Genomic DNA, 24,396 nt, shown 5'->3' on the forward strand with positions numbered 1-24,396 from the left:
CGCCCAACATGTCCCCATAGCTATAAATGATGGCGGCCAGCCCCACTCTCAATTGCAGGACAGAGGTGATAAACATCGTTAAATCGCTGATACCTACGATTTGTTTGGTATACCCATTTACGATGACGCAAAAAGGAATGATCAATACAAAACTGGATAATAAGGACATGAAGATGACTGCCCCGCCATTTCGCTTTCGAGCTGCGATCACGTCATGCAGATATCGGGTGTAATGACGAGTCCACCGCTTCAAGAGACCTTTTCGCATCCGATACATTCTTAAGTCTTTTGCATATTCAGGCTGAGTTAGGATGCGTTCAAAAATACGCAAAATATTGAATGTCGAAGCGTGGTAAGCCTGCACATCCCAACTCCGCCGTTCCGCTTTAGCCCGCACCCGGATCAGCGGGACAAGACCTAGCACAGTCACGCAAGGAATCCACCAGGCAATATGGCCTGTCAATATCAGAACAGGAATCAGGGTGACGGCGCCAAACCCAACCCCGAATGCGTGCGTCACGAATTCGGTCAATTTGTCAGCGGAATGACTCGCGAGAATGGCGGTTTCCCGTAAATTGGGGTCTTCATGAATCCCCATATCCGGGTAATTCGAGACAAAGTGGTTGACATCCCGCTTGATCTTCATCCGAAGGCGATCTTTAAGGGTATCCAGCATACAGCTGGAGAGCGCATGCATTGCTTCCTCAAATCCGCTGAGCAGCACATAGGCAATGAGGATCAACAGAACACCGGCCAGCGTCTGTCCTTGTGATACTCGCTCAATGAGTTGGGCGCCGAGATAGATCAGTACACTCGGCACGAAGGCAGTGACGAGATTGGCAAGAACGGTTAAATAAAAAGCGCCCGGTGAAGACGCGCGTAACAGGACAAGGATTTGAAGAGAGCGGCGCAGCGCTTCGGGGATACGCATGGAGCCTTTACTGAATCCATTGGCCTAAGTGGCTATATCCGCGCGTCTCGGAGCGGGCGGCCAGTGGGCGCTGGATTCCTAAAAGGGGGACTTTTACTGCGATATCGAGGGCATATGTCCAACAGGTTTTAAGCGATGACCTGATTCCCTGACTCATCCCGTTGATGAATGACCAGATGCCGCATCCGGGCGCATGTCTCTTGCATCACATGCACATTATGAATACAGGCGAGCGGATAATAAAAAGCGGCTTTTTGCTTAAATAAAAAATGCAGATAGGCGCGGCTGTAACGCTGACACGTTTGGCATGTGCAACCTGCCATGACCGGCGTCTCGTCGTACGCATACTGAGCCTTTTTAATGAGGATTCGGCCCTTGGGTTCTACGCTCTCAAACCGCAGCCAGCCGTCGATCACACGCCATTCGCCGCAGTAGAGCGCGCCGTGACGCGCATTGCGGGTTGGCGCCACGCAGTCGAAGATATCCGCACCGTGTGCGACGACATCAATCAAATCCTGAGGCGCAAGCCCTACCCCCATTGGGTAGCGCACCTTGCGCTCAGGTAATAGCGGTCTGACCCAATCAATCACTGTACAGGTTTGTTCGGGTATCGGACCAATCGATTCCCCTCCAATGCCAATGCCATCCATATCGGCTTCAATGATGAAATGCGCGCTTTGTTCACGCAGCTCTCGAAAATAGCCTCCCTGGACAATGCCAAAAAGGGCTTGGCGATGGCCATAGGCAGAATAAGGCGAGCGGCTATGCATTTCCTTCGCTTGCATTAACCAGCGATGGGTGCGCTGCATGCCCGCCATAATCGCCTCCTTCCCCGCTGATTCCGCCACACAGTCATCAAAGGCCATGATGATATCGGCCCCAATCATTTGTTGCGTTTCAATCGAGCGCTGTGGCGTCATATGAATGGGCTGCCCTGTACCGGGATGCTTGAAATGCGCCCCGGTTTCGTCAATTCGACAATGCTTTGCCCGCGTCAAACTGAACACCTGGAAACCGCCGCTATCTGTAAGCATCGGGCCGTCCCATCCCATGAACCGGTGCATACCGCCGCCCGCCCGAATCACCTCCATGCCTGGGTTCACCAACATATGATAGGTATTGCCGCCAAGAATGATTTGGCTGCCGGCTGCGGCTAAATCCTCAGGGGATAGATGATTGACAAAAGCACGGGTGCCAACCGGCATGAACGCAGGCGTGAGGACTTCACCATGCGGCGTGGTGATTTTGAGCACGCGGGCGTGATTATGACGCGCCCTTTGGATAATTTCCGTCGCGAAGGCGTTTACCTCGGATAGACGATGTGAGTTCATTGAGCATTCTTTCGTTTATGAAGAAGATAACTTTTGATTCATAAACAGAATATAACGTATGCTCGCGCATATGAAAATTCTTATCGTCATTTATCGCTAGAGCATTTTTCAGCGGCTTGCACTGTGTCACTTCGCGCTCGTTCCTTGTGCAATCTCACTGAAAAATGCTCTAGGATGCGTGGTTCAATGATTGAGAATGATTGAGATCAGTATCATTTGCATGGCTATGATAATGAAATGATCCATTTGCCGGTTGGCCAGTTGTCTTCGGTACTGTGCCATGCAAAGCGCGGCAGCCCAAAAATCGTGATGAAATGTGGCAAGGTTTATCTGATAGGCGCTGGACCAGGCGACGCTGACCTACTGACGGTAAAAGCCGCGCGGCTGATTGGCCAAGTCGATACGATATTGGTAGATGATCTTGTGAACCGTGACGTCCTGCGATATGCGCGCACCGATGCCGAGATCATTCACGTTGGGAAACGCGGCGGTCGCATGTCAACGCCTCAAGAATACATTAATCAATTATGTCTTGAGCATGTCGAGGCGGGTAAGGACGTGGCCCGATTAAAAGGCGGAGACCCTTTTATCTTTGGGCGAGGCGGCGAAGAACTATTCACTTTGCGGCGAGCGGGGGTTGTGGTTGAGGTCATCAGCGGCTTAACCTCCGGCATTGCAGTTCCGGCCGCGTTCGATATTCCCCTTACATACCGTCATATCGCCCAAACTGCCACTTTCGTCACCGGCACGACCTCTGGCAATGATGAGGTGTGTTGGCGCTCAATGGTAGAACTGTCGGGCACTCTGGTCATTTATATGGGGATAAGCCGCCTTGAACATATTACACAACGACTGCTCGCGAGCGGTTTAGACCCTGACATGCCAGCGGCAGCTATCCAAAATGGAACGTTGGCTGAACAACGCTTCCTGCTCTCAAGAGTCTGCACACTGGCTGCCGATATTCGAGCGGCCAAGCTCCAGTCGCCAGCCATTATCATCATTGGCAGCGTGGTCAGTCTAGCGCACTCGTAACTCGAAATGACTTTGCATCGCAAAGCAGAATAACATGGACTTGCAAACCACTTGGGTGGCTTTATCGTTGGCTTTTGCGCTTGGCGCACGCCACGGGCTTGACCCGGATCATCTCATCGCCATTGATAATCTCACGCGCTATAACGCCTCTAGGCGGCCGTTGCTGGCGCGCTGGTGCGGTTTTTTCTTTGCGATGGGTCACGGCATGGTTGTTGCTTGCGCCGCGCTTCTTTTTTCGCGCTTAGGCGAGACAACGGCGCTTCCTTATTGGCTGGAATGTCTAGGCGCATACTTTACCATCGGTGTATTGCTTGCGCTTGGCCTAGCCAACTTGTATAGCGCACTGAATGCCCGGCCAGGCGATATACATCGGCACATTGGCCTGCGCGCATCCATCTTCAGCAATCTGTTGCGCGTATCGAATCCCTGGCTGATCAGCGGCGTTGGGGCTGGCTTCGCGATCTCGTTTGATACGATGAGCCAGGCCGGTCTTTTGGGTCTTGTCGCTGCTCAGGGCGCGGGTTGGGGGCTTGCACTGGCTGCCGCACTCACCTTTACCATCGGCATGATGACGCCCGACACTTTTAACGGGCTGATCATGGGTCAAGTGCTGGTGAATCCATCTAATGGGTCAGTCAAAGCAAGACGCATCATCTCGATCATCATCTCGTTACTGAGCTTGGGAGGGGCAGCCTATCAGCTCGCGAATTGGCTCGCGCCATCGGCATTCAAGTTAAGCAATACCACTGAATTAGGAATGAGCATCTTATTGGTCATGGCCACCTTCGCCTGTTACATGACTCTCCATTTGAGCCGGAGAGCACGCCAATGACAGAAGCAGATCGCTTGCCAGCCACCGCAAGTGAGATTGCTGTCCTGTCGCATGCGGATACCGATCTTATCACGATGCGCAGAGCCGAGGCGTCCCTGAACGGCGTGGCCATCCATGTCCATTGCCTGTCATTGCAACAAGTCAGCTCACATGACGCAATGATCACGTGGCTGGACACATACGGCGTTCGTATGCAAATGATCATTGTGCGGTTGCTTGGACGCCCCGATAGCATACCAGGGCTGGCTACGCTCAATGAGCGCGCTTGCAGCAATCACTTTGCGCTCATTACGCTCAGCGGCACAGGGGAGCTTGATCCGGAACTCAATCAACTGTCGAACGTGCGCCCCGACATCTTGCGCAACGTAAATGCCTACTGGCAGGCAGGCGGTGTCAACAATGCGGTGCAATGTCTGCATTATCTGTCTGATCAGCTACTGCATACGGCACACGGATATAAACCGCCGCAAAGCTTGCCTGATCACGGCATGTATTTTCCGAATCTGCCTTTCGAGCATACGCTTGAATATTTCCAGGCACAGCGCAATTCTGGCCGACCAGTGATCGGCGTTCTGTTTTACCGGGCGCATTGGGCAAGCGGTCACTTAAATTTCATCGATTGCTTGGTCAGCGCGCTTTTGCAGCGCGACGTCGATGTCATACCGGTCTTTACCCGCTCACTACGCAACGTTGACAGCGATGGTTTTCCAGTCGCGTTACGTCTGTTCGAGCAGGCGGGCGGCATCGATGTGCTGGTGAATACGACGGCATTCGCAGTTGCTGATGTGCGTTCCGCAGTCACTGGCAGGGCATCGTCCAATTTCGACCGGGCTAGAGCATTTTTCAGTGAGATTGCACAAGGAGAGAGCGCGAAGACAGTATGGGGATCGATGCGGGCGGAGCAGGTCTCCATCGCGCAGCGATGGAGGCGACCCCGCAGCGATCCCGAATACACGGAAAGGCGAAGCGACGCCGTGCAAGCTGCTGAAAAATGCTCTAGCGTGTTTGAACGGTTCGGCGTGCCCGTATTGCAGGCGCTCATCAGCAGCATGACCCGCGAACAATGGCAGCGATCCGCGCGCGGCCTGAATCCGCTGGACACGGCGATGAATGTCGCCCTGCCGGAATTCGATGGACGCATGATCAGCGTCCCCGTAGCATTTAAAACTCAGCCCGAATCTAGCAAGGAGACAGGTACGCATTATGAAGCGCTGCCCGAGCGCGCTGAACGGGTCGCTGGCCTTGCAATGCGTGTTGCATGTTTGCGCAAAACGCCAAACGCACAGAAGCGGATCGCGTTTATTTTGACCAATGCGAGCGGCAAAGCAGCGCAGATCGGCAATGCAGTTGGACTCGACGCGCCCGCATCACTGATGAAAATTCTGCATGCGATGCAAGCGCACGGCTATCGGATTGAAGGACTGCCTGACGCGAGCGATCAGTTGATGCAGCAGTTGATCAATCAAGGCAGCTACGATGAAGATTTCCTCACCGCTGAGCAGATGCGGGCTGCTGTAGCACGTGTACCCGCCGATCAGTACGCGCAATGGTTCGATGCGTTACCCGCCGAACCGCGCCAGAAAATGCTCGACCAGTGGGGCGCGCCGCCAGGAACCGCCTATGTGGACGACAACGGCGACCTGATGATTGCCGGCTTGATATTTGGCCATGCGTTTGTCGCATTGCAGCCGCCGCGCGGTTATCAAATGGATGCAGAGGCGATTTACCATCAACCCGATCTTGCGCCCACCCATCATTACTATGCGTTCTATCGATGGTTGCGTGATACATGGCGCGCCAATGCGATTGTCCATATCGGCAAGCATGGCACCCTCGAATGGTTGCCAGGTAAAGGGGTCGGTTTGTCCGAAAACTGCTTTCCCGATGCGCTGTTGGCGGATCTACCGCTGTTTTATCCGTTTATTGTCAATGATCCCGGTGAAGGCGCGCAGGCGAAACGGCGCGGCCATGCGGTGGTCGTGGATCACCTGATGCCCGCCATGACCACTGCCGACACTTATGGCCCGCTGGAGGAACTGACGCAGTTGATTGATGAATATTACCGGGTTGAAGCGCTGGATCCGCAAAAACTGCCGTTGCTCCAACAACAGATCGGGGATTTGATCAAACAGGCACGACTGGATACGGACTTGGGCTTGCTGCGCCGGTATCCGCATCACGATGAGCACGAGCGCACCGCCCCTGCTCACTTCGCCGATATGGCCAGTGCTGATTTTACGCATCTGCTCGAAGATATCGATGGGTATCTGTGCGAACTTGGCGCCGCGCAGATCCGCGACGGGCTGCATATACTCGGTGAGATTCCAGCGGGCGATCCACTCATTGACCTTATTTGCGCAATAACGCGACTCTCGAATTTCGATGCGCCTAGCCTGCCTGAATCCATCGCGCATGCTTTTGGCCTCGATTGGCCCGCTTTGCAAGCAAACAAAGGGATGCGTCTTAGCATCGATACAACTGCGCTGGCGGCCATCGCGCAGCGCCCACTCCACACGCATGCTGACGCGGTCGAAGCAATTTTGACATGCGCGCGCGCATTGATTGCCGACTTTCAGACGCGGCATTTTGACCTTGGCTCAATTGACGCTAGCATCAGTGCCGCGTTGCGCCGCCCGGCGACAGAAGCGCTGCGTCAGGCGCTGCGCTTCGTGGCGACAACGTTGGTCCCGAATTTACAGCGTACACGCGATGAAATCGACCATCTACTCGGCGGACTGAACGGCCGCTATGTGCCCGCTGGCCCGAGCGGCGCGCCAACGCGCGGTATGGCGCATGTGCTTCCGACCGGACGCAATTTCTATTCTGTTGACCCGCACGCGATTCCATCGATGGCGGCTGTCCGTATCGGCGAGCGCCTCGCGGATGAAGTGCTGCGCCGTCACCTGAACGAAAATGGCGGCTATCCAGAATCCATCGGCATCAGCATCTGGGGCACCAGCACGATGCGCACGCACGGCGACGATATCGCCGAAGTGCTCGCATTGCTGGGCGTAAAGCCCGTCTGGCAGGCGGAAAACCGCCGAGTCACCCGTTTCACCGTGATTCCGCTGGCTCAACTGGGCCGCCCGCGTATCGATGTGACAGTGCGGATCAGCGGCTTTTTCCGCGATGCGTTCCCGCATCTGATTGGATTCCTCGACGAGGTGATCCAACATGTCGCGCAACTTAATGAACCGTGCGAGTTGAATTTTGTCCGTAAGCATTATCTCGACGAAATACGCTGTACTTCGCAAGCGCCGCTGCCGGCCGAAACCTTGAAACGCCGCGCGCTCTATCGGATTTTTGGCGCCAAGCCAGGCAGTTATGGCGCTGGCATCCTGCCGTTGATTCAGGCTCAGAACTGGCAAAGCCGCAACGACCTCGCGCGCGCCTATCTTGAATGGGGGGGTTATGTATATACGCGCGACGAATATGGCGTCGAGGCGCACGAAACATTTCGCGCACGGCTCGCTTGTATCGACATCGCGCTGCATAATCAAGACAACCGTGAACATGACCTCTTCGATAGCGATGACTATTTCCAGTTTCATGGCGGCATGATCGCAGCGATTCACGGCCTCACCGGCCGCCGCCCGCGTCACTATTTCGGCGACACGCATGACCCCGCCCGTCCCCAAGTACGCGATCTGAAGCAAGAAGCGCTGCGCGTGTTCCGCTCGCGGGTGGTCAATCCCAAATGGCTCGCGGGCATCCAGCGGCACGGTTACAAAGGCGGCCTTGAACTCAATGCGACGGTTGACTATTTATTCGGTTATGACGCAACCGCCGATATTCTAGACGATTGGATGTATGAAAATGTCGCGCAGACATATACGCTTAACCCAGGTATCCGGCGTTTTCTGACCGCCAGCAATCCGTGGGCGCTCTACGCGATGACCGAACGCCTGCTCGAAGCGGCCCAACGCGGCCTCTGGAGAAAGCCTGCCGATGCGACGTTGCGCGCGCTGACGCAATTGCATCTCGATACTGAAGCGCTGCTCGAAGCGCGCGGCGAATGACGTGGGTAATTGATACGGAGCGACGCCGCTTGATGAACCCAATTTTCCCATTCGCCGCGATTGTTGGCCAAGACAAGCTTAAGCGAGCGCTCTTGCTGTGCGCGGTCAATCCGTCACTCTCTGGCGTGTTGATTCGCGGTGACAAAGGCACGGCAAAAAGTACTGCCGCGCGCGGATTGCGTGAGCTATTGGCACCGATCCAGCGCGTGCCGGGCTGCCCATATAATTGCGCGCCGGGTGAATCACTCGCGTATTGCCCGGTGTGCAATGCANATCATTCCGATACCTTCAGCCATGCGTCTCTGGCGCCGGCGCCGTTTGTAAGCCTGCCGCTGGGCGCGACCGAGGACCGCGTACTGGGGAGCCTCGATCTTGAGCGTGTCCTAAAAGAAGGTAAGCGTGCGTTTCAGCCCGGTTTGCTCGCATCTGCGCATCGCGGCATCTTATATATCGACGAAGTGAATCTGCTGGCTGACCACTTAGTGGATTCGCTGCTCGATGTCGCCGCGATGGGACAACACACCATTGAACGTGAAGGTTTATCGCTCAGTCATCCAGCGCATATTACCTTGCTTGGCACCATGAACCCCGAAGAAGGCGAGGTGCGCCCGCAGTTGCTCGACCGCTTCGCAATGATGGTGGATGTTGCCGCGCCCAACACGCCGGCATTGCGTACCGAGGTCGTCCGGCGGCGGCTGGCATTTGAAGCGAATCCGGATGGCTTCATCGCACAATGGCAGCCGCAAACCGACACATTGCGCCAGCAAGTGCAGGCAGCGCGCAATCGCCTAGATTCGGTGAATTTGCCGGATTCGTTGCTCGAATGGATCAGCGAGTTGTGCTGCCGACTCAGTGCGATGAGTCTGCGCGCGGATATTACTTTGAGCCAGGTCGCGCGCACCCATGCCGCATTTGCGGGCCGTGAGACCGTCAACCAGGACGATATCGCGGCAGCGGCTGAACTGGCGCTGCCGCATCGGCAACGCCGTAAGCCATTTGAACAGCCAGAGCTGGCCCAGGAGCGCCTGAATGAGGCGTTAACAGATGCGTGGGAGCGCACATTAACCGCTTCGGCTGCTGCACCGCCGCAGCCATCCAAAGCAAATGCGAGTCAGGCGGATTGCTCTGATTCAGAGGAACCGGATTCGGGAACGCCTGAGGATGAAACCAGTGCCGGCTCAGGCGCGCCGCGCTCGTCTGGCGAGGCGACCGTTTTTGCCGCGCATGAACCTATCGCTGCGGCAACACTCAGCGTTGCGACGCGCGGCATGTCTGGCGCCGAAGGCCGCCGCAGTCCAGCGCCCGCAGCGGCGCGCGGTGTGTACACTCGCGCAATTGCGACACCACAGCCGCAGCATCTCGCAGTTGACGCGACACTGCGCCATGCCATCCTGCGTGCGCCTGACCAGTTACGTATTACGCGCGAAGACCTGCATGACAAGGTCGTAACGGGCCGGCAGGCGCATCTGATCTTGTTGGTCGTGGATGCCTCCGGGTCGATGGCCGCGCGCCGTCGCATGGAGGCAGTGAAAAGTTGCGTACTCGGTTTGCTGCACGACGCCTATCGCTGCCGCGATACGGTCGGTATGATCGCGTTTCGGGGGGGACAGGCTGAACTCGCGCTGCCGCCGACCCGCAATGTTGAACTTGCAAAACCGGTACTTGATGCCTTGCCGACAGGTGGACGTACGCCGCTTGCCCAAGCGCTCGAATTGACCCTTTCCACCCTATCACAAGCATCACCAGCGTATGCCTCGCCGCAGACCCATTTAAAACCACTGGTCATCTTGCTCAGTGATGGCCGCTCGAATGTGCGATCAACCGATACACAAGAGAGTCATGATCCTTGGCAACACGCGCTTGCTGCTGCTGAACGTTTCGCTGAACTTGGCGTGAGTGCGCTCGTCCTTGATACTGAACAAGGCGCGATGCGACTCAATCGTGCACAAGCCATCGCAGCCGCGATGCGCGCCGAGTATCTGCGCCTTGACGAATGGTCTGCGCAAACGTTTGCCGTTACGCTACGAGAGCGGCTATGCTAATGCCAGATGGAATCGTTGTGGCAGGCCACGGTAGCCGTGACCCAGATGGTGTACGCGAATTCGAGGCGTTAGTCGCGTTAATTCGCATGCGCGCGTCCAAGCGTATTGTGCGTCATGGTTATTTGGAGTTTGCGTTACCCACGATTGACGTTGCGGTGCGCGATGCGCTTCACGCCGGCGCACACCCTATTGTGATCGTGCCTGGCGTGCTATTTGCGGCGGCGCACGCAAAAAATGACCTGCCGACCGAGTTACATTGGCTGCAACACACGTTTCCCGAAGCAAAGTTCTCGTTCGCCAGCGCGCTCGATTTGCATCCTAGACTGCTCCAATTGTGCGCGCAACGCATCATCGAAGCGGAAGGCGCGGCGCTGGCAAAGGACGGTACAGGTATCTCGCGCAATCAAGCGTGTCTGGTCGTTGTCGGACGCGGCACGTCCGATCCGGACGCCAATTCCGAGGTTTCAAAGCTCGCGCGTATGCTTGAAGAAGGTCTGGGCTTCGGCACTTCTTTTGTCTGCTATGCGGGGACGGCTAAGCCGAAAGTCGCGGACGGATTACGCGCAGCCGCCCGACTCGGTTATCGGCGGCTGGTCGTGCTGCCGTATTTTTTGTTCGATGGAATACTCGTTAAGCGCATCTATGCGGCAGCTAACGAGTTGCGCAAGCGTCATCCTAAGCTTGAGGTTCTGTCCGCCGGCTATCTTGGGCCGCATCCGGATGTCGCTGAGGTATTGCTCGAACGCGCTGCGGAAGGCGCCAACGGCCGCGCCGCGATGAATTGCGCGCTGTGCAAATATCGCGCGCCGATCGTCGGCTTCGAGCAGCAAGTCGGCGCCCCGCAGCGCGCGCATCATCTCAAAGTGCGCGGCCTGGCTAACCAAAATAACCAGAATGAAATGCCTGCTGAGAGGGTGGTGGACCGTCCGTATGAACCTCATCCCATCGAAGCGGAAAGCATGCGAATGATTGAGGCGGGACGCGACTGGTCGCGTTTTTCGGTAAACGACGCACGTATATTAAAGCGGCTTGTGCATACCAGCGGTGACTTTAGCATTGTCGAAGACATCTTTATTTCAGCCGGCGCGGCAGACATTGGCCTGCGTGCGCTGCTGCGCTGCCAGCGCGTGATCACCGATGTAACGATGGTGCAGGCCGCTCTGAAGCAAGCGCTGCTTGCGCAGCTTGGCATCGAAGTATGGTGCAGTGTCCATGACCCAGCCACCGCCATCCTCGCCCGGACGCACGGCTTGACGCGCTCCGCCGCCGGTATTCGGCGGGCCTGGGAGCTGTTTGGCAACGACGCGATTATCGCCATCGGTGATGCCCCCACTGCCGTGACAGAAGCCGTGCGTCTGGTTGAACAGCAGGGCTGGCGGCCGCAATTAATCGTCGGTTTGCCGGTCGGCTTCGTCGGCGCGGCCGAATGCAAAGAAGCGTTGCGCAACACGATACAGGTACCGCGTATGACCAATCGTGGCACGCGCGGTGGTTCGCCGTGGGCGGCAACCGTCATCAATGCGTTGATGATCAGCGCGCTCAATTCAATCGCCGTATCGGACCAAGTCACAGTCAAGCGCGCGCTTGGGGAGGCGTGATGAACGCGCGCCGATGCTACGATCTCGCAGCCCTTGCGCCGAACGGATTAAGGCGGGGTTATACGACCGGGACGTGCGCCGCCGCAGCGGTTAAAGCCGCGCTTGGTTTACTGTTGCGCGGCCTGCGCGAACCGTCGGTTGCAGTCAGCCTGCCGGATTCTGATTACTTTCTGACTGTCCCGGTACAATCGGTTCATTGGTCCGCGCCCGGTACCGCACACGCTGAGGTGGTCAAGGACGGTGGCGACGATCCTGACAACACGCACGGCGCGACGTTGTTCGCCAGTGTATCGATCAATGCCCGCCGCGCCCTGCGTTTTTTTGCTGGACAGGGAGTAGGCACAGTCACAAAACCGGGCCTGCGCGTTGCAGTCGGCGAACCCGCGATCAACCCCATGCCGCGCCAGATGATCCGCCAAGCCATCGATGAAATGCTGCAGGAGTCTCGCATGGCCGCGCTGGCAAGGCGCGCCTTTGCTGCCAGTACACTGGTACGGCAAGGAGGCACAACACCGCCAGCGCGGCCATGCGAGACTCCTGGCCATGCTGATCCAGGCTTTGATGTGTTCATCGGCTGTATCGGTGGTGAAACGATTGCGCGTAAAACTTTCAACCCGCGTTTGGGGGTCGTCGGCGGCCTCTCGATTTTGGGAACAACGGGCATTGTCGAACCCATGTCGCTGGCGGCTTGGATGGCGTCAATCGAAGTGTATATTCGGGTTGCGCTGAGCGACCGCGCTCCCGCGATTGCCCTGATGCCGGGCAAGATCGGCCGTGAGTATGCGCGCAGCGTGCTGGGCTTACCCGATGCGCGCAGCGTGCAAATCGCGAATTTCGTCGGTCCGTCTCTCGAATTTGTGCAGCGAACGCTGGTCGAAGCGGGGCGTCATCTGGAGACGCTTTGGTTACTGAGTCATCCCGGCAAGCTTGTTAAAGTGCTGAACGGCTATTGGGACACGCACTCAAGCAAAAGCGTGATGGCGATGTCCGCGGTTGCGCGTGTGGCAGTGGAGTGTGGTATATCCCGCGCGCGTGTTAGACACATTGAACAAGCGAACACAATGGAAGAGGTCGTGACAATCTTGAGCGACGATCAGCTGCCCGCGCGGCAGCTATGGTGCGAGGTGGAACGGCGCATTGCGGCGTTGATACGCGAACGCGCGCCGCGCGCGGATCGAGTCGAGGTCCGTCTGTTCGACATGCAAGGCCTGCCGCTCGGAGCAGCCGCATGAGCGCGCTCGGACAGTTTTACGGAATCGGCGTGGGCCCAGGCGAAAGCGGTCTGATTCCGGTTGCGGCGATCACGGCATTGCGCGCCGCGGAGCTCATCTTTGTGCCACGTGCGGCGCACGCGACCGAATCGCTCGCCCGCCAATGTCTGGGTGATCTCGCACTGCCGCCGGAGCGCTTCCGCGAAGTGAGCTTTCAAATGGAAGCCGACCGGTCACCGCTTGGCAAGCCCTATCTCACGCTCGCGCAGACCATCTCCAATGAATTGCGCGCGGGCCGCACCGTAGCCTATCTGACCATTGGCGATCCCTTCACGTATTCGACTTATGGCTATTTACTCGCCGCGTTGCGCGATGTTGAGCCGGCGCTGCGTTATCGCACATTTCCGGGTGTTACCAGCTTCGCGGCCACCGCGGCGGCGCTCTCTTGGCCGCTGGGCGAAGGCAAGGAGCGCATCTTGATCCTGCCCTGTCCCGATGATCCGGACGCGCTGAAACGGGATATCGAAACGCATGATGTGGTGGTACTGATGAAAATTGGCAAGCGTTTGCCGCAAGTGCTTGATCTGCTCGCTAGACTCGATCTGCTTGAGCATTGCGCTTTTGGCCATCGCGTCGGTCTGGACGGCGAGCGGCTTTGCGCCCACTTGAGCGATCTTCAGCCGACTGAGATGACCGGTTATCTATCCACCCTGCTGATCCGGCGAGCAAGACCCAGCACATGAAAGTCTATTTCATCGGCGCTGGCCCTGGCGCCGTTGATCTCATTACGCTACGCGGCTTGCGCATTTTGCAGGATGCGCGGATGGTGCTATACGCAGGCTCGCTTGTTCCGGTCGATCTACTTAAATACTGCCGGACCGATGCAGAGAGTGTCGATACCGCGAAGCTCAATCTCGATGAACAGATCGCTTACTATGCGCGCGCGCGTGCGTCCAATATCGACGTCGCACGCCTGCACTCCGGCGATCCCTCGATCTATGGCGCGACTGCCGAGCAGATGCGGCGCCTTGAGCAACTTGGCATGACCTATGAAATCGTGCCGGGCGTGTCATCGTTCAGCGCCGCGGCGGCGGCCCTTGGCGTGACCCTGACGCGCCCCGAAGTCTCGCAATCGATTGTTCTTACGCGCGTCTCGGCGCGCGCTTCCGCCGTGCCGGCCACCGAAGCGATTGCGCAATGGGCGCCGCATCGCGCGAGTATGTGTATTTTTCTATCCGGCGCGCATCTGAAGAAAGTTGTTGCCGATTTGTCGCTGCATTATCCGTTGGACACGCCGGTCGCATTAGTGCACCGCGTCAGTTGGCGCGATGAGCGCATCCATCGCAGCACGCTTGGCAAGCTGCTCTCGGAAGTGCGCGCTAAAGATTGGCAACTGACCACGCTATTGCTGATTGGCGAGACGCTTGAGGAACGGCCCGGCGTTGAGTCGAGCCTGTATGCAGCGCGTTTCACCCATCGCTTCAGGCGCGCGGCGGTGCGCAGACGACGGATCGGATAATGCGCGTCAGCGACACGCGACCCCAACTCGGCATCTGGCTGGTGCGCGCGCGCAGTGTGCCGCTTGGCGAGCATCTGCGCGGCGCGCTGGGGGGCGCCCTGTTCATGCCCTGGCGATCGGGCGCGCATGATCGGGGCCAGGACGCGTGTGGTTTAAACGGCGGGACGCAACGCGAGCGGTTTCGCGCCGTATTTCACATGTACAAGCAGTGGGTGCTCGTGATGGCCACTGGCATCGCGGTGCGCCTGCTTGACGGCTTGCCGCGCAACAAGCACAGTGACCCGGCCGTCGTCGTGCTCGATGAAGCGGCGCGCTACGCGATATCGCTGCTGGCGGGACACGAGGGCGGCGCGAATCGGCTCGCTTACCGTTTGGCGCAGATCACTGGCGCGGCGCCGGTCGTGACGACCGCCACCGAAGCGCTGAAGCCCATGACAATTGGCATCGGTTGTCGGCGCGGCGCGGGCGTTGAACCCATCGACGCGGCGGTGAAGTGCGCGCTTGGCGGCCGTTCGGTCAACGCAGTGCGTGAAGTCGCGACGATTGATCTAAAAGCGAATGAACCGGGCATCCAGGCTTTCTGCGCGCGCTATGCCTTGCCATTGCGCGTTTTCACGCATGCGCAGATCGCTGCCCGCCCGTGGACTGTACAACCGTCGATATGGGTTCGCGATCATATTGGGCTTGATGGCGTTTGCGAACCGTGCGCGTTGCTTGCCTCAGTCCGCGGCCGACTCGCGGTCGCGAAAACCGCGTTGGATGGCGTCGCGGTTGCGGTGGCTGAGGACGCGCCCGAATGGATGGATTGAGGGTATGACTACCGGCCTATTAAACCTTGTATCTGTTGGGCCTGGCCATTGTGAACTGATTGCGCCGCAAGCGGCTGATGCGCTGCGCAATAGCGACATCATCGTCGGCTATAGCCTCTATTTGCGGTGGGTGGCGCCGTGGATTAAGGGTAAGCACATTCACACGCTGCCATTAACACAGGAGCGCACACGCGCCGATGTCGCGCTCGCGTCCGCGCGGGCGGGACAGCGCGTCGCGCTGGTGTCAAGCGGTGATATCGGCGTTTATGCGATGGCGGCGCTGCTCTTTGAACAGATGGACGAGGCGGATACCTTTGATCTGCGTATCACGCCCGGCATTACCGCGGCCAATGCCTGCGCGTCGCTGCTCGGTTCACCGCTATCGCATGACTTTGCGACGCTGAGCCTATCGGATTGGCTATGCCCCTGGCAATGGATCGAGCATCGCGCGCGCCATATTGCGCAAGCCGACCTCGCGGTTGCGTTGTACAACGTGCAAAGCAAGCGGCGTCTCGACGGCATTTACAAAATCCTGCGCATCATGCTTGAACATAAACGCGCCGATACGTGGTGCGGCGCGGTGCGCAATGCCTATCGCCAAGATCAACAGGTCGATATCATGCCGCTTGGCGAGTTACCCAAGCGCCAGTTTGATATGTTGACCACGATCGTGATTGGCAATCGCTTCACGCAACGCAAACGCCAATGGATTTATACCCCGCGTGGATACAGCGATTGGGATGAGAAACGGACGCTAGAGGATGCTGCGGGTGATGCGGTCATCAGTACGGCACCGGCAAATGCCCGCCTGTTAGTGAATCAGCCGGTATCCGTACCAGTGAACGCCGTCTGGGTGTTTTCCGGCACCAGCGATGGCAACGCGCTCGCGCGCCTGCTCGTCGCCGCGGGTTTACCGACCGTTGTGTCAGTGGCAAGCGCCTATGGGATGGAGCTGGTACGGCGCAATGTGCCAGGCGCAACGGTTGTGGCGGGCCGCCTTGGCATCGAGCGGCGGCGTCAGTTACTCAAGGATTCACGCGCGCGGTTGCTCATCGATGCGACGCATCCCTATTCGTTGGAGATCTCTCATCAACTGATCGAGCTTTCGCGTGAACTGGACCTGGACTATTTCCGCTATGAGCGCCCGGATTCTCACGCCGATGCGCCCACGCAACAATACGATAGCGTTGAGGCCGCCGCTCAGGCAGCGATTGCGTCGGGCCGCCGGATTTTTCTTGCGATGGGTGTCAATTATTTGGCGAGTTTTATCCAACATCCGGATGCGGCCGACCGTGCATGGTATCTGCGTCTGACGCCCGACCCGGTGAAGTTGCAACGCGCCCTTGAGCTTGGGATGCAGCGCGACCGTCTCATCGCGATGCAGGGGCCATTCTCGCAGACATTGAACGAAGCGCTTTGGCGCGACCTGCGCATCGATTGCATTGTGAGCAAGGCGTCCGGCGACGCCGGCGGCTATCCCGCAAAAGCGCGCGCGGCGCACGCGCTGGGTATTCCGTTTATTACGATTCGCCGCCCCGCCATTGTTTATCCGCGCGTCGCTGAGAACTTTGCAGCTATCCTATCTTTCCTACAAGCAACCTCTTCCGCCTAAGCATGATCCAACTTCCGCTGCCTATTACCATCGTCACCGGCTTTTTAGGCGCGGGTAAGACGACTTTGCTGTCGAACCTGCTCAGGGAGACGAAGAAACGGCGTCTCGCCATTGTGGTCAACGAGTTTGGCGAAGCGTCAATCGACGGCGCGCTGCTACGTGATGATTCACCTGGCGACAGAGTACAGGTGCAAGACGTTGCGAACGGCTTGCTTGCCTATGGCGAGGATAGAGTGTTCATGCCGCTGATGGCGCAATTGCACGCGCGGCGGGCCTTGATCGATCATGTCGTCATCGAAACGTCCGGACTGGCGGCGCCGAGCGCTGTGATGGAGCGGCTGCAAAGTGACGACGTGCTGGCTGAGCGCTTTGTACTGGATGCCTCGCTTGCGATCGTCGATACGCCATTACTGCTCGCTGGTCAGTTTGACGCAAGCGCATCAGACGCGGCGGCGAATTCCATCGCCGATCTATTTTGCCAGCAACTGAGCCATGCGGATATTGTTGTCCTCAACAAGATTGACGGACTGGATAAGCATGCGCTGATTGAGGCCGAAACGCGCATCCGCGCCCTCGCCCCCAGCGTGCGCTTTATTGAGCTTGCGTATCAAGCGCGGCTAGAGTCTCAGCTCACGCTGGGGCTTCATTTGCATACTGCCGCCCAACCGATTCATGCGCATCGGCAACCAACCTCTACGCAGGCGTCTTCAGGACTCAGCAGGCCGCTCGATGGCCATAGTCATTCCGGCCTCGCGCCGCATCTGCATGGCCTCACCACGCATACACATTTCCATGAACACGATCCTGGCTGGCAGTCCTTTGTCTTGAATTGCCCTCAACCTCAGAATGAGGCAGCGCTGATGCGCGCGCTTGCTCAAGTGTCGTCCGATCAAGCCGTGATGCGTGTGAAAGGGTTCGTCTATATCGAGGGCGCTTGCCGTCCATTACTCGTCCAAGGGGTTCGGACAAGAATACGCGCCTATGATGAACCCAGGCATATCGCGCATAGCCGTGCTTCCCCCTGTAATAACCAAGCGCAGCAGTCGCCTTCCGAGCTTGTTTTTATTGGCTACCATATCAACCGGGAAAGCGTAGCGGAAACGCTGCGCCGATTCACAACGACCGATTGGCATTGACGATGAAAACCGATCCTGAATCGTATCAACAGATGGCGCAGCGACGCAAAGCGGGCTTCGAGCGGAAAAAGGCCGCTGCCACGCGAGAAAAAGGCTTGTTAATCGTTCATACAGGAAATGGCAAAGGAAAAAGCACGGCGGCATTTGGCATGGCGTTGCGTGTACTAGGTCATGGAATGCGTTTGGGTGTTGTGCAATTCATTAAGGGTGCACTGCATACAGCAGAACGCGATTTTTTTGAAAGCGCGGCCAACTGCGATTGGGTGACGGTGGGCGATGGCTATACATGGAATACGCAGGATCGCGCTGCTGACGTGGCGACTGCGCGCAAAGGCTGGGAAATCGCCCAGCAGATGATCGCAAGCAAAAACTACCGAATGATCGTGCTTGATGAATTGAACGTTGTGTTGAAATACGAGTACCTCCCGCTCGATGAGGTGCTAGCAGTTCTCAACAGCCGGCCGGACGCGCTGCACATTGTGGTTACCGGCCGGCACGCGCAAGAGCGAATGATTGAAGCGGCTGATCTCGTCACCGAAATGCGGCTCGTAAAGCATCCTTATCGAGTGCAACAGATCAAGGCGCAGCCGGGCATCGAGTTCTGATCATGCCCGCTTGTCCCGCAGTACTTATCAGCGCGCCCGCGTCGGGTCAAGGTAAAACCACGATGACTGCGGCGCTTGCACGCTACCACCAAAGACAGGGACGGCGCGTGCGCGTCTTTAAAACCGGCCCGGACTTTCTTGATCCGATGATTCTCGCGCGCGCATCCGGCGCGCCCGTGTATTCGCTCGATCTTTGGATGGTCGGCGAAGCCGAATGCCGCCGCTTACTGGCCGACGCGGCGCGCAACGCTGACCTCATCCTGATCGAGGCGATGATGGGTTTGTTCGATGGCAAGCCAAGCAGCGCGGATTTGGCGGCGAGGTTCGGCGTGCCCGTCATCGTGGTGATTTCAGCGCAAGCGATGGCGCAGACCTTTGGCGCCATCGCGCTTGGACTCGCCCATTTTTCGCCGCGGGTCGCGCTCTTTGGCGTTCTAGCGAATCGCGTCAACTCAGACCGTCATGCACAGATGCTTAAAGACGCGCTGCCCGCCGGTTTACGTTGGCTTGGTCATCTATCGGGCGCGGACAATATCGAATTGCCCAATTGCCATTTGGGGCTGCGACTCGCGAACAAAATCAGTGACTTGGACAGGCGTCTGAACCGCGCCTCGGAGGCGATTGCTAGGACGGGGCTGATTCATTTACCGCCGCCGGTGACCTTCGCTGCGTCTGAGCGCCCATCGTATCCGCGTTTGCTCAATGGGGTGCGGATTGCGATCGCGCGCGATGATGCGTTTTCATTTATCTATCCAGCCAATGTTGACTTACTTCGCGCGCTGGGTGCGCAGATCCGTTTTTTTTCACCGCTGGCGAATGAAGCGCTGCCAGACGGAGCTGACGCTCTCTATTTGCCCGGCGGCTATCCGGAGTGGCATGCCGAGCCGCTCGCGCAGCATACCCATTGCGCCGCTTCAATCCGCGCCCATGCGGCGCTTGGCAAGCCCATCTTCGCCGAATGCGGCGGGATGTTGTATTTGCTGGAGAGATTGACCGATGGAGAGGGCATCACCACGCCAATGCTCGGCCTGATGCCCGGCCATGCGGTCATGCAAACGAAGCCTGCCTCACTCGCGATGCAACAACTTGACAGTATAGACGGCACTATCACCGGCCATACGTTTCATTACTCGCGGATGACCACAACGCTCACGCCCTGGTTAACGGCAAGGCATCCACTCTCAGGCGCGCAGGGGGAACCCTTATTTCGACACGGCGCGATCATCGCCACCTACCTGCACTTGTACTGGCCTTCCAACCCAATATTTACCGCCCGGCTTTTGCGCGGCCATCTATCAGATCGCGTAGGCATCTGCACAGTCTTCCCATCCGATAGCGGCGAGCCAACGACTTCAAGGGAGTGGAATCCGATGCAGGCCAAGATGCGCTTTGATGACGCTGAGATTGCCGCTGTCTATCGCGCGATCTTTGAACGGCGCGACATGCGTCATTTCAAACCTGGAAACGTTGAGGCGGAAACACTGAAACGTTTGTTGCGCGCTGCGCACCACGCGCCAAGCGTCGGTTTCATGCAGCCCTGGAGAATTATCCATATCACTGACCCAGCGCTGCGCGTCGCGCTGCATGACGTGGTGGAACGAGAGCGCCGGGCCACCGCGGCGGCGCTCGGCGAACGCGGCGACGAATTTATGCGTCTGAAAGTGGAGGGGATACTGGAATGCGGCGAGCTGCTCGTTGCCGCGATGATGGATGGCCGAGATAAACACGTATTTGGCCGCCGTACACTGCCTGAGATGGACCTTGCATCGATCGCCTGCGCGATCCAGAATATCTGGCTGGCCGCGCGCGCTGAGGGCCTTGGAATGGGTTGGGTGTCATTGTTTGACGTGGACGAAGTCCGGCGACTGTTACAAATGCCTGAAGGGGCCAAGCCCGTTGCGATGCTCTGTTTAGGACATGTGGAAGCATTTTATGAGCGCCCCATGCTTGAAGCGCAGGGCTGGGCGTCGCGCGTTCCACTTGAAAGGTGTGTTTTTGAAAACGTCTGGCGGTCGGACTAGAGCATTTTTCAGCGGTTTACACTGCGTCGCTTCGCGCTCACTCCTTGTGCAACCTCACTGAAAAATGCTCGAGTAGCTGAATTGACATCCCTCATCGCTGAACCGCTGACCACAATGCGTTAAGGTTGATATTCTTAGCCATCACGTCAGCGAGCTGGTCGATAGAGGCTTGACGCCGATGATCATGATCAAAACATTGCGCGTTCTTCAAGCCAGCCCATTCCAATAGCGCGCAACAAGCGGCTGGCGCGTCAAACAAACCGTGTAGATACGTTGCAAATATCTGGTTATCCGCTGATATCGCGCCGTCGTAACAAGGCATGGCGTCATCGTCTTCAGAGCTGTGCTCTAGCCGGATGGCTGGGCGCTGCAGAGCGGGTCCATGCGTCTTCCCCATATGGATTTCGTAGCCGCAAACTGAAGCCTGGTCTAATAACAGTTTGCCGCTGACGTTGGCCAGCCGCTTTTCGGGCTGTAACGTGGTGATGAAATTCAGTAAATTAAGGCCGCGTTCGATAGAGGCGCTGCTCTCAATGGTATGCGGGTCCCGCAGTTCACGGCCAAGCATCTGCATGCCGCCACAGATTCCAATGACTTTTCCGCCATATCTGAGGTGTCTGAGCAGATAAGTGTCCCAGCCGTTCTGCCTGAGCCAAAGGAGGTCAGCGTGTACATTCTTGCTGCCAGGCAAGATGATCAAGTCCGCTGCAGGCGCCGGGTCAACCGCCCGTACATAGCGGAAATCAACCTGTGGATGCGCCCGAAGCGGTTCAAAGTCGGTGTGATTGCTCAGGTGAGGCAATGCCGGTACAACGACCATGAACGCCTTGCCTGCTGCCGCTCTAGTGGATCGCTCTGCAGGCAAGTCGTCTTCCTGATCTAACCATAGGCCGTGAAGGTACGGAATGACACCGAAAACGGGTTTACGCGTTTTCGCTTCTAGCCAGTCAATACCAGGTTTAAGCAAAGATAAGTCACCGCGAAATCTGTTAATCAACACGCCTGCGATTCTTGCCCGCTCGCGCTCCGATAAACATTCCAGTGTTCCGATCACTTGCGCGAACATTCCCCCTCGATCAATATCGGCAACGAGCACAACCGGGCAATCGACCGCCTCCGCAAAGCCCATATTCGCGATATCCGCGTGACGGAGGTTCACTTCAGCCGGGCTTCCTGCGCCTTCAATGAAGACGATATCGGAAGCGGCGCGGATCCGCCTAAAGGAGTCGAGCGCCGCGCGCATCGCGATTGGCTTGTATTGTTGGTATGAACGGGCGTCTAAGGTACAGGCCACGCGGCCTTGAATAATCACTTGCGAACCAATGGAACTGTTGGGTTTGAGCAAGATCGGGTTCATGTCTGTGTGAGGGTCAACGCCGGCCGCGAAAGCCTGCCATGCCTGCGCGCGGCTCATTTCGCCGCCACCTGTGGCCACCACACTGTTCAATGACATATTTTGCGGTTTAAAGGGCGAGACGCGCAGTCCCGCTCGCTTCGCCAAACGGCACAAGCCTGCAACGATTGTGCTCTTGCCCGCGCTGGAAGCCGTGCCTTGAATCATCAGCATGCGATTGCCGCGCTGCGCCTGTGCAATCGTTTCGTGCATCACACACTCTAACGCGGCTTGCCGCGATGGCCGGCCGCTGACCTTGCGAGCAGCGCTTCGAATAGTCCCCGCTTGTCCGAGTCGGTCATCGTCTTCCAGCTTCTGATCTCTTCGAGCGTGCGAAAACATCCTTCGCAATAGCCGGTTTGCGGATTCAGGCGGCATACGTCTATGCAGGGCGAGCCGAACGGCTGTTGCATTTTGGCGTTCGCAATGGCGGTTTTGAGTAAGGTTTCCATCTGATCGGTCGTGAGTCGTTGTTTAAATGGATGCAGCGTACCTCAGATGACCGATTTTGATAGGGCGCTCGCCAGCTTCGTCCATGCCGTTTCGTCAGCGGGCAAACCGAAACGCAGACTGGGCACAATCTCAAAACAGCGCACCCACACCGCATTGCGCGCAAGCCGATCATGCACCTCTGCGGCGCGCGCGTTAAATGCCCAGGCGAACAAAGGGGTCCGGTGTGCAGCCAATCCGTTTGCGGATAGGAGCGCACTCAGCCGTGCGCTCGCTGCCTCTAGCTGATCGCGCGCGCACCGCTGCCAAGCGCTATCCAGTAGGGCCGCTCTAGCGAGTGCGCGCGCCGGTCCTGAGAGGGGCCAAGGTCCGCGCAGTCGTCGCATCGCGTCGATACATGCGCGGTCGCTCAGCACAAACCCAACGCGCGCGCCGGCCAGTCCGAAGAATTTGCCGACCGAGCGCAACACGATCAAGTGACCGGCCGCACTGGCAGGCGCGATACTGTATTGAGGCGTTGCGTCAATAAACGCTTCATCCACAATCAGCGTGCCGCCGCGCACTAACAACTGCCGGCGCCAGTCCAGCAGCGCGTCGGTATCGAACAGGTCTGCGGTGGGATTATTCGGATTGACGACGATCAAATGCTTCAAATGGCCCGGCAGCGGCGCGTGCGCGCTTAACGTGAACGGCGCGCGATACCCATACGCGGTGAGCGATTGGGTCACAAAATATTCAACCGGAAAGCCCGCTTGGGTGAACGCCCGCGCATATTCGCCATAGGTCAGCAAGCCAATGCCAACCGGCCCTTTCGGTAAAAGCGCAGGCAATAGCCGGATCGCCGCTTGCGTCCCGGCAACCGCCAGTGCGTGGTTGGCGCGATAGTGCCGCGCCGCCAAAGCCTCTAAGCCGTCGTCATCGTCTGGTAAACGCAGCCACATCGCCGGATCGATGGTTGGAATCGGGAAGCCATAGGGATTGATGCCGGTGGACAGGTCAATCCACTGGCCGCGCTGGATGCGGTAACGGCGCACGGCTTCGCCGAGATTACCTCCATGAGAGATACAGGCGGCTGTGCGAAACGCCGGGTCTATGCGCATAGCGCACGGATGAGCATGATACTCATATCGCTGTACTCAAGCGTGCAGTCGCGCAACGCGCCGCGCCAGTGGGCCTCGCCGCGTGTCAGGTTTTCCCACACTTCAACTGGATGATCGGGCGATAATCCTTGGGCGAGCAGCCAACAGGCAATGTCCTTAGGCATAAAGTCCCACGGACGAGGCGTCACAATAGCGTTGCGTTGATCATCTAATACATGCACGAGATGCTGCTTGAACGGTTCAATATCGCCGCGCCGATGAAATGTAATGAAAGTGGTCTCGTCAAAACACACTTTGCCACGCGATGCCACGACTTGAGCCGAAGAAATGCCTGGCCATGTGTCCACTGGATGCCCGCACGCCTGCTCGACGCGCTGTAAATATTGAAAGCCGCTGAAGTGAACATCACCCATGAACACGACGACGCAACGTTTTCCCGCATGATGTTCGCCAGCAACCCTCTTCAGTTGTGCAACTTGATCCCGATAGTTCATCGTGACAATTTGCGCGGTGACAGGAATCAATGGGCGTATGATCTCGACAACCGCGTCAAAGCCAGCGACCACATCGGCATTTGCAATGTGATGGGCGACCCCGCGGGTCATGAAGTCAAGATGACCTGGACCGACACCGGCGCAAATAATCATGGATAGAGCATTGAATGAGCATTCCTAAAATAAAAGCAGGCGTAGACAGATGAAAATGAAATCATGGGCCAGCACTTTGATTCTAGCCAAAAACAACAGAGCGATGGT

Annotated in this window: 19 protein-coding genes and 1 pseudogene; 14 read left to right on the plus strand and 6 right to left on the minus strand. The window is 57.6% G+C overall.

Features of this window, described 5'->3' with window-relative positions; translation table 11 throughout:
* A partial coding sequence (locus CAGGBEG34_RS06265; RefSeq protein ID WP_042688247.1) for an ABC transporter ATP-binding protein occupies nt 1-931 on the minus strand: 931 nt, incomplete at its 3' end.
* A 128-nt stretch (nt 932-1,059) separates the two neighbouring features.
* Complete coding sequence (gene tgt, locus CAGGBEG34_RS06270; protein WP_006682932.1) at nt 1,060-2,262, minus strand: tRNA guanosine(34) transglycosylase Tgt; 1,203 nt, start codon at nt 2,260-2,262, stop codon at nt 1,060-1,062.
* 216 nt (nt 2,263-2,478) lie between these two features.
* On the opposite strand from tgt, the gene cobA reads away from it, so the two are divergent.
* The 14 genes and pseudogenes from cobA (at nt 2,479) to bluB (ending at nt 20,698) form a co-directional block, all read left to right on the plus strand.
* On the plus strand, nt 2,479-3,294 hold the full coding sequence (gene cobA / locus CAGGBEG34_RS06275) for a uroporphyrinogen-III C-methyltransferase (RefSeq protein ID WP_238985004.1): 816 nt from the start codon (nt 2,479-2,481) through the stop codon (nt 3,292-3,294).
* A 34-nt stretch (nt 3,295-3,328) separates the two neighbouring features.
* Complete coding sequence (locus CAGGBEG34_RS06280) at nt 3,329-4,126, plus strand: HoxN/HupN/NixA family nickel/cobalt transporter (RefSeq protein WP_006682934.1); 798 nt, start codon at nt 3,329-3,331, stop codon at nt 4,124-4,126.
* Entirely contained in the window at nt 4,123-8,145 is a 4,023-nt protein-coding gene (gene cobN / locus CAGGBEG34_RS06285) for a cobaltochelatase subunit CobN (RefSeq protein ID WP_006682935.1), read from the plus strand. The genes CAGGBEG34_RS06280 and cobN overlap by 4 nt, the downstream gene beginning before the upstream one ends.
* Nucleotides 8,146-8,177: 32 nt before the next feature.
* The gene (locus CAGGBEG34_RS06290; protein WP_042688249.1) at nt 8,178-10,187 is read left to right on the plus strand and encodes a magnesium chelatase subunit D family protein; all 2,010 of its coding nucleotides are present in this window, start codon (nt 8,178-8,180) and stop codon (nt 10,185-10,187) included.
* On the plus strand, nt 10,181-11,785 hold the full coding sequence (locus tag CAGGBEG34_RS06295) for a precorrin-8X methylmutase (protein WP_006682937.1): 1,605 nt from the start codon (nt 10,181-10,183) through the stop codon (nt 11,783-11,785). The genes CAGGBEG34_RS06290 and CAGGBEG34_RS06295 overlap by 7 nt, the downstream gene beginning before the upstream one ends.
* On the plus strand, nt 11,785-13,017 hold the full coding sequence (cbiD, locus tag CAGGBEG34_RS06300) for a cobalt-precorrin-5B (C(1))-methyltransferase CbiD (protein ID WP_006682938.1): 1,233 nt from the start codon (nt 11,785-11,787) through the stop codon (nt 13,015-13,017). Before CAGGBEG34_RS06295 ends, cbiD begins: the two co-directional genes overlap by 1 nt.
* The gene (gene cobI / locus CAGGBEG34_RS06305) at nt 13,014-13,739 is read left to right on the plus strand and encodes a precorrin-2 C(20)-methyltransferase (protein WP_006682939.1); all 726 of its coding nucleotides are present in this window, start codon (nt 13,014-13,016) and stop codon (nt 13,737-13,739) included. The genes cbiD and cobI overlap by 4 nt, the downstream gene beginning before the upstream one ends.
* Nucleotides 13,736-14,515, plus strand: coding sequence for a precorrin-4 C(11)-methyltransferase (cobM, locus tag CAGGBEG34_RS06310; protein WP_006682940.1), 780 nt, complete (start codon nt 13,736-13,738; stop codon nt 14,513-14,515). The genes cobI and cobM overlap by 4 nt, the downstream gene beginning before the upstream one ends.
* Nucleotides 14,515-15,324, plus strand: a complete 810-nt coding sequence (locus CAGGBEG34_RS06315) for a cobalamin biosynthesis protein (RefSeq protein ID WP_006682941.1) — start codon at nt 14,515-14,517, stop codon at nt 15,322-15,324. The genes cobM and CAGGBEG34_RS06315 overlap by 1 nt, the downstream gene beginning before the upstream one ends.
* A gap of 4 nt (nt 15,325-15,328) precedes the next feature.
* Nucleotides 15,329-16,936: a precorrin-3B C(17)-methyltransferase gene (gene cobJ / locus CAGGBEG34_RS06320; RefSeq protein WP_006682942.1), complete on the plus strand. Its 1,608-nt coding sequence runs from the start codon at nt 15,329-15,331 to the stop codon at nt 16,934-16,936.
* Nucleotides 16,937-16,938: 2 nt separating this feature from the next.
* A complete protein-coding gene (locus CAGGBEG34_RS06325) occupies nt 16,939-18,072 on the plus strand; it encodes a CobW family GTP-binding protein (protein WP_006682943.1) in 1,134 nt (377 codons plus the stop codon).
* 2 nt (nt 18,073-18,074) lie between these two features.
* The gene (gene cobO / locus CAGGBEG34_RS06330) at nt 18,075-18,677 is read left to right on the plus strand and encodes a cob(I)yrinic acid a,c-diamide adenosyltransferase (RefSeq protein WP_006682944.1); all 603 of its coding nucleotides are present in this window, start codon (nt 18,075-18,077) and stop codon (nt 18,675-18,677) included.
* 2 nt (nt 18,678-18,679) lie between these two features.
* A pseudogene (locus CAGGBEG34_RS11755) lies at nt 18,680-19,966 on the plus strand (cobyrinate a,c-diamide synthase); the annotation flags it as partial.
* A 93-nt stretch (nt 19,967-20,059) separates the two neighbouring features.
* Complete coding sequence (bluB, locus tag CAGGBEG34_RS11760) at nt 20,060-20,698, plus strand: 5,6-dimethylbenzimidazole synthase (RefSeq protein ID WP_275226166.1); 639 nt, start codon at nt 20,060-20,062, stop codon at nt 20,696-20,698.
* 91 nt (nt 20,699-20,789) lie between these two features.
* Here bluB and CAGGBEG34_RS06340 read toward each other — a convergent pair whose 3' ends face one another.
* The 4 genes from CAGGBEG34_RS06340 to CAGGBEG34_RS06355 are packed head-to-tail and all read right to left on the minus strand — an operon-like array spanning nt 20,790 to nt 24,288.
* Nucleotides 20,790-22,304, minus strand: a complete 1,515-nt coding sequence (locus CAGGBEG34_RS06340) for a cobyric acid synthase (RefSeq protein WP_238985006.1) — start codon at nt 22,302-22,304, stop codon at nt 20,790-20,792.
* 8 nt (nt 22,305-22,312) lie between these two features.
* Nucleotides 22,313-22,543, minus strand: a complete 231-nt coding sequence (locus CAGGBEG34_RS06345) for a DUF1289 domain-containing protein (protein ID WP_006682947.1) — start codon at nt 22,541-22,543, stop codon at nt 22,313-22,315.
* A gap of 42 nt (nt 22,544-22,585) precedes the next feature.
* Nucleotides 22,586-23,641 carry a threonine-phosphate decarboxylase CobD gene (gene cobD / locus CAGGBEG34_RS06350; RefSeq protein WP_006682948.1) on the minus strand — a complete coding sequence of 352 codons (1,056 nt, stop codon included), beginning with the start codon at nt 23,639-23,641 and terminating at the stop codon, nt 22,586-22,588.
* Nucleotides 23,632-24,288 (minus strand): cobalt-precorrin-7 (C(5))-methyltransferase, encoded by a 657-nt coding sequence (locus CAGGBEG34_RS06355; protein WP_006682949.1) that lies wholly within the window; start codon nt 24,286-24,288, stop codon nt 23,632-23,634. Before CAGGBEG34_RS06355 ends, cobD begins: the two co-directional genes overlap by 10 nt.
* Between the last annotated feature and the right edge of the window lie 108 nt (nt 24,289-24,396).

Origin of the sequence: Candidatus Glomeribacter gigasporarum BEG34 (assembly GCF_000227585.1) — a bacterium.
Classification (GTDB): Bacteria; Pseudomonadota; Gammaproteobacteria; order Burkholderiales; family Burkholderiaceae; genus Glomeribacter; species Glomeribacter gigasporarum_B.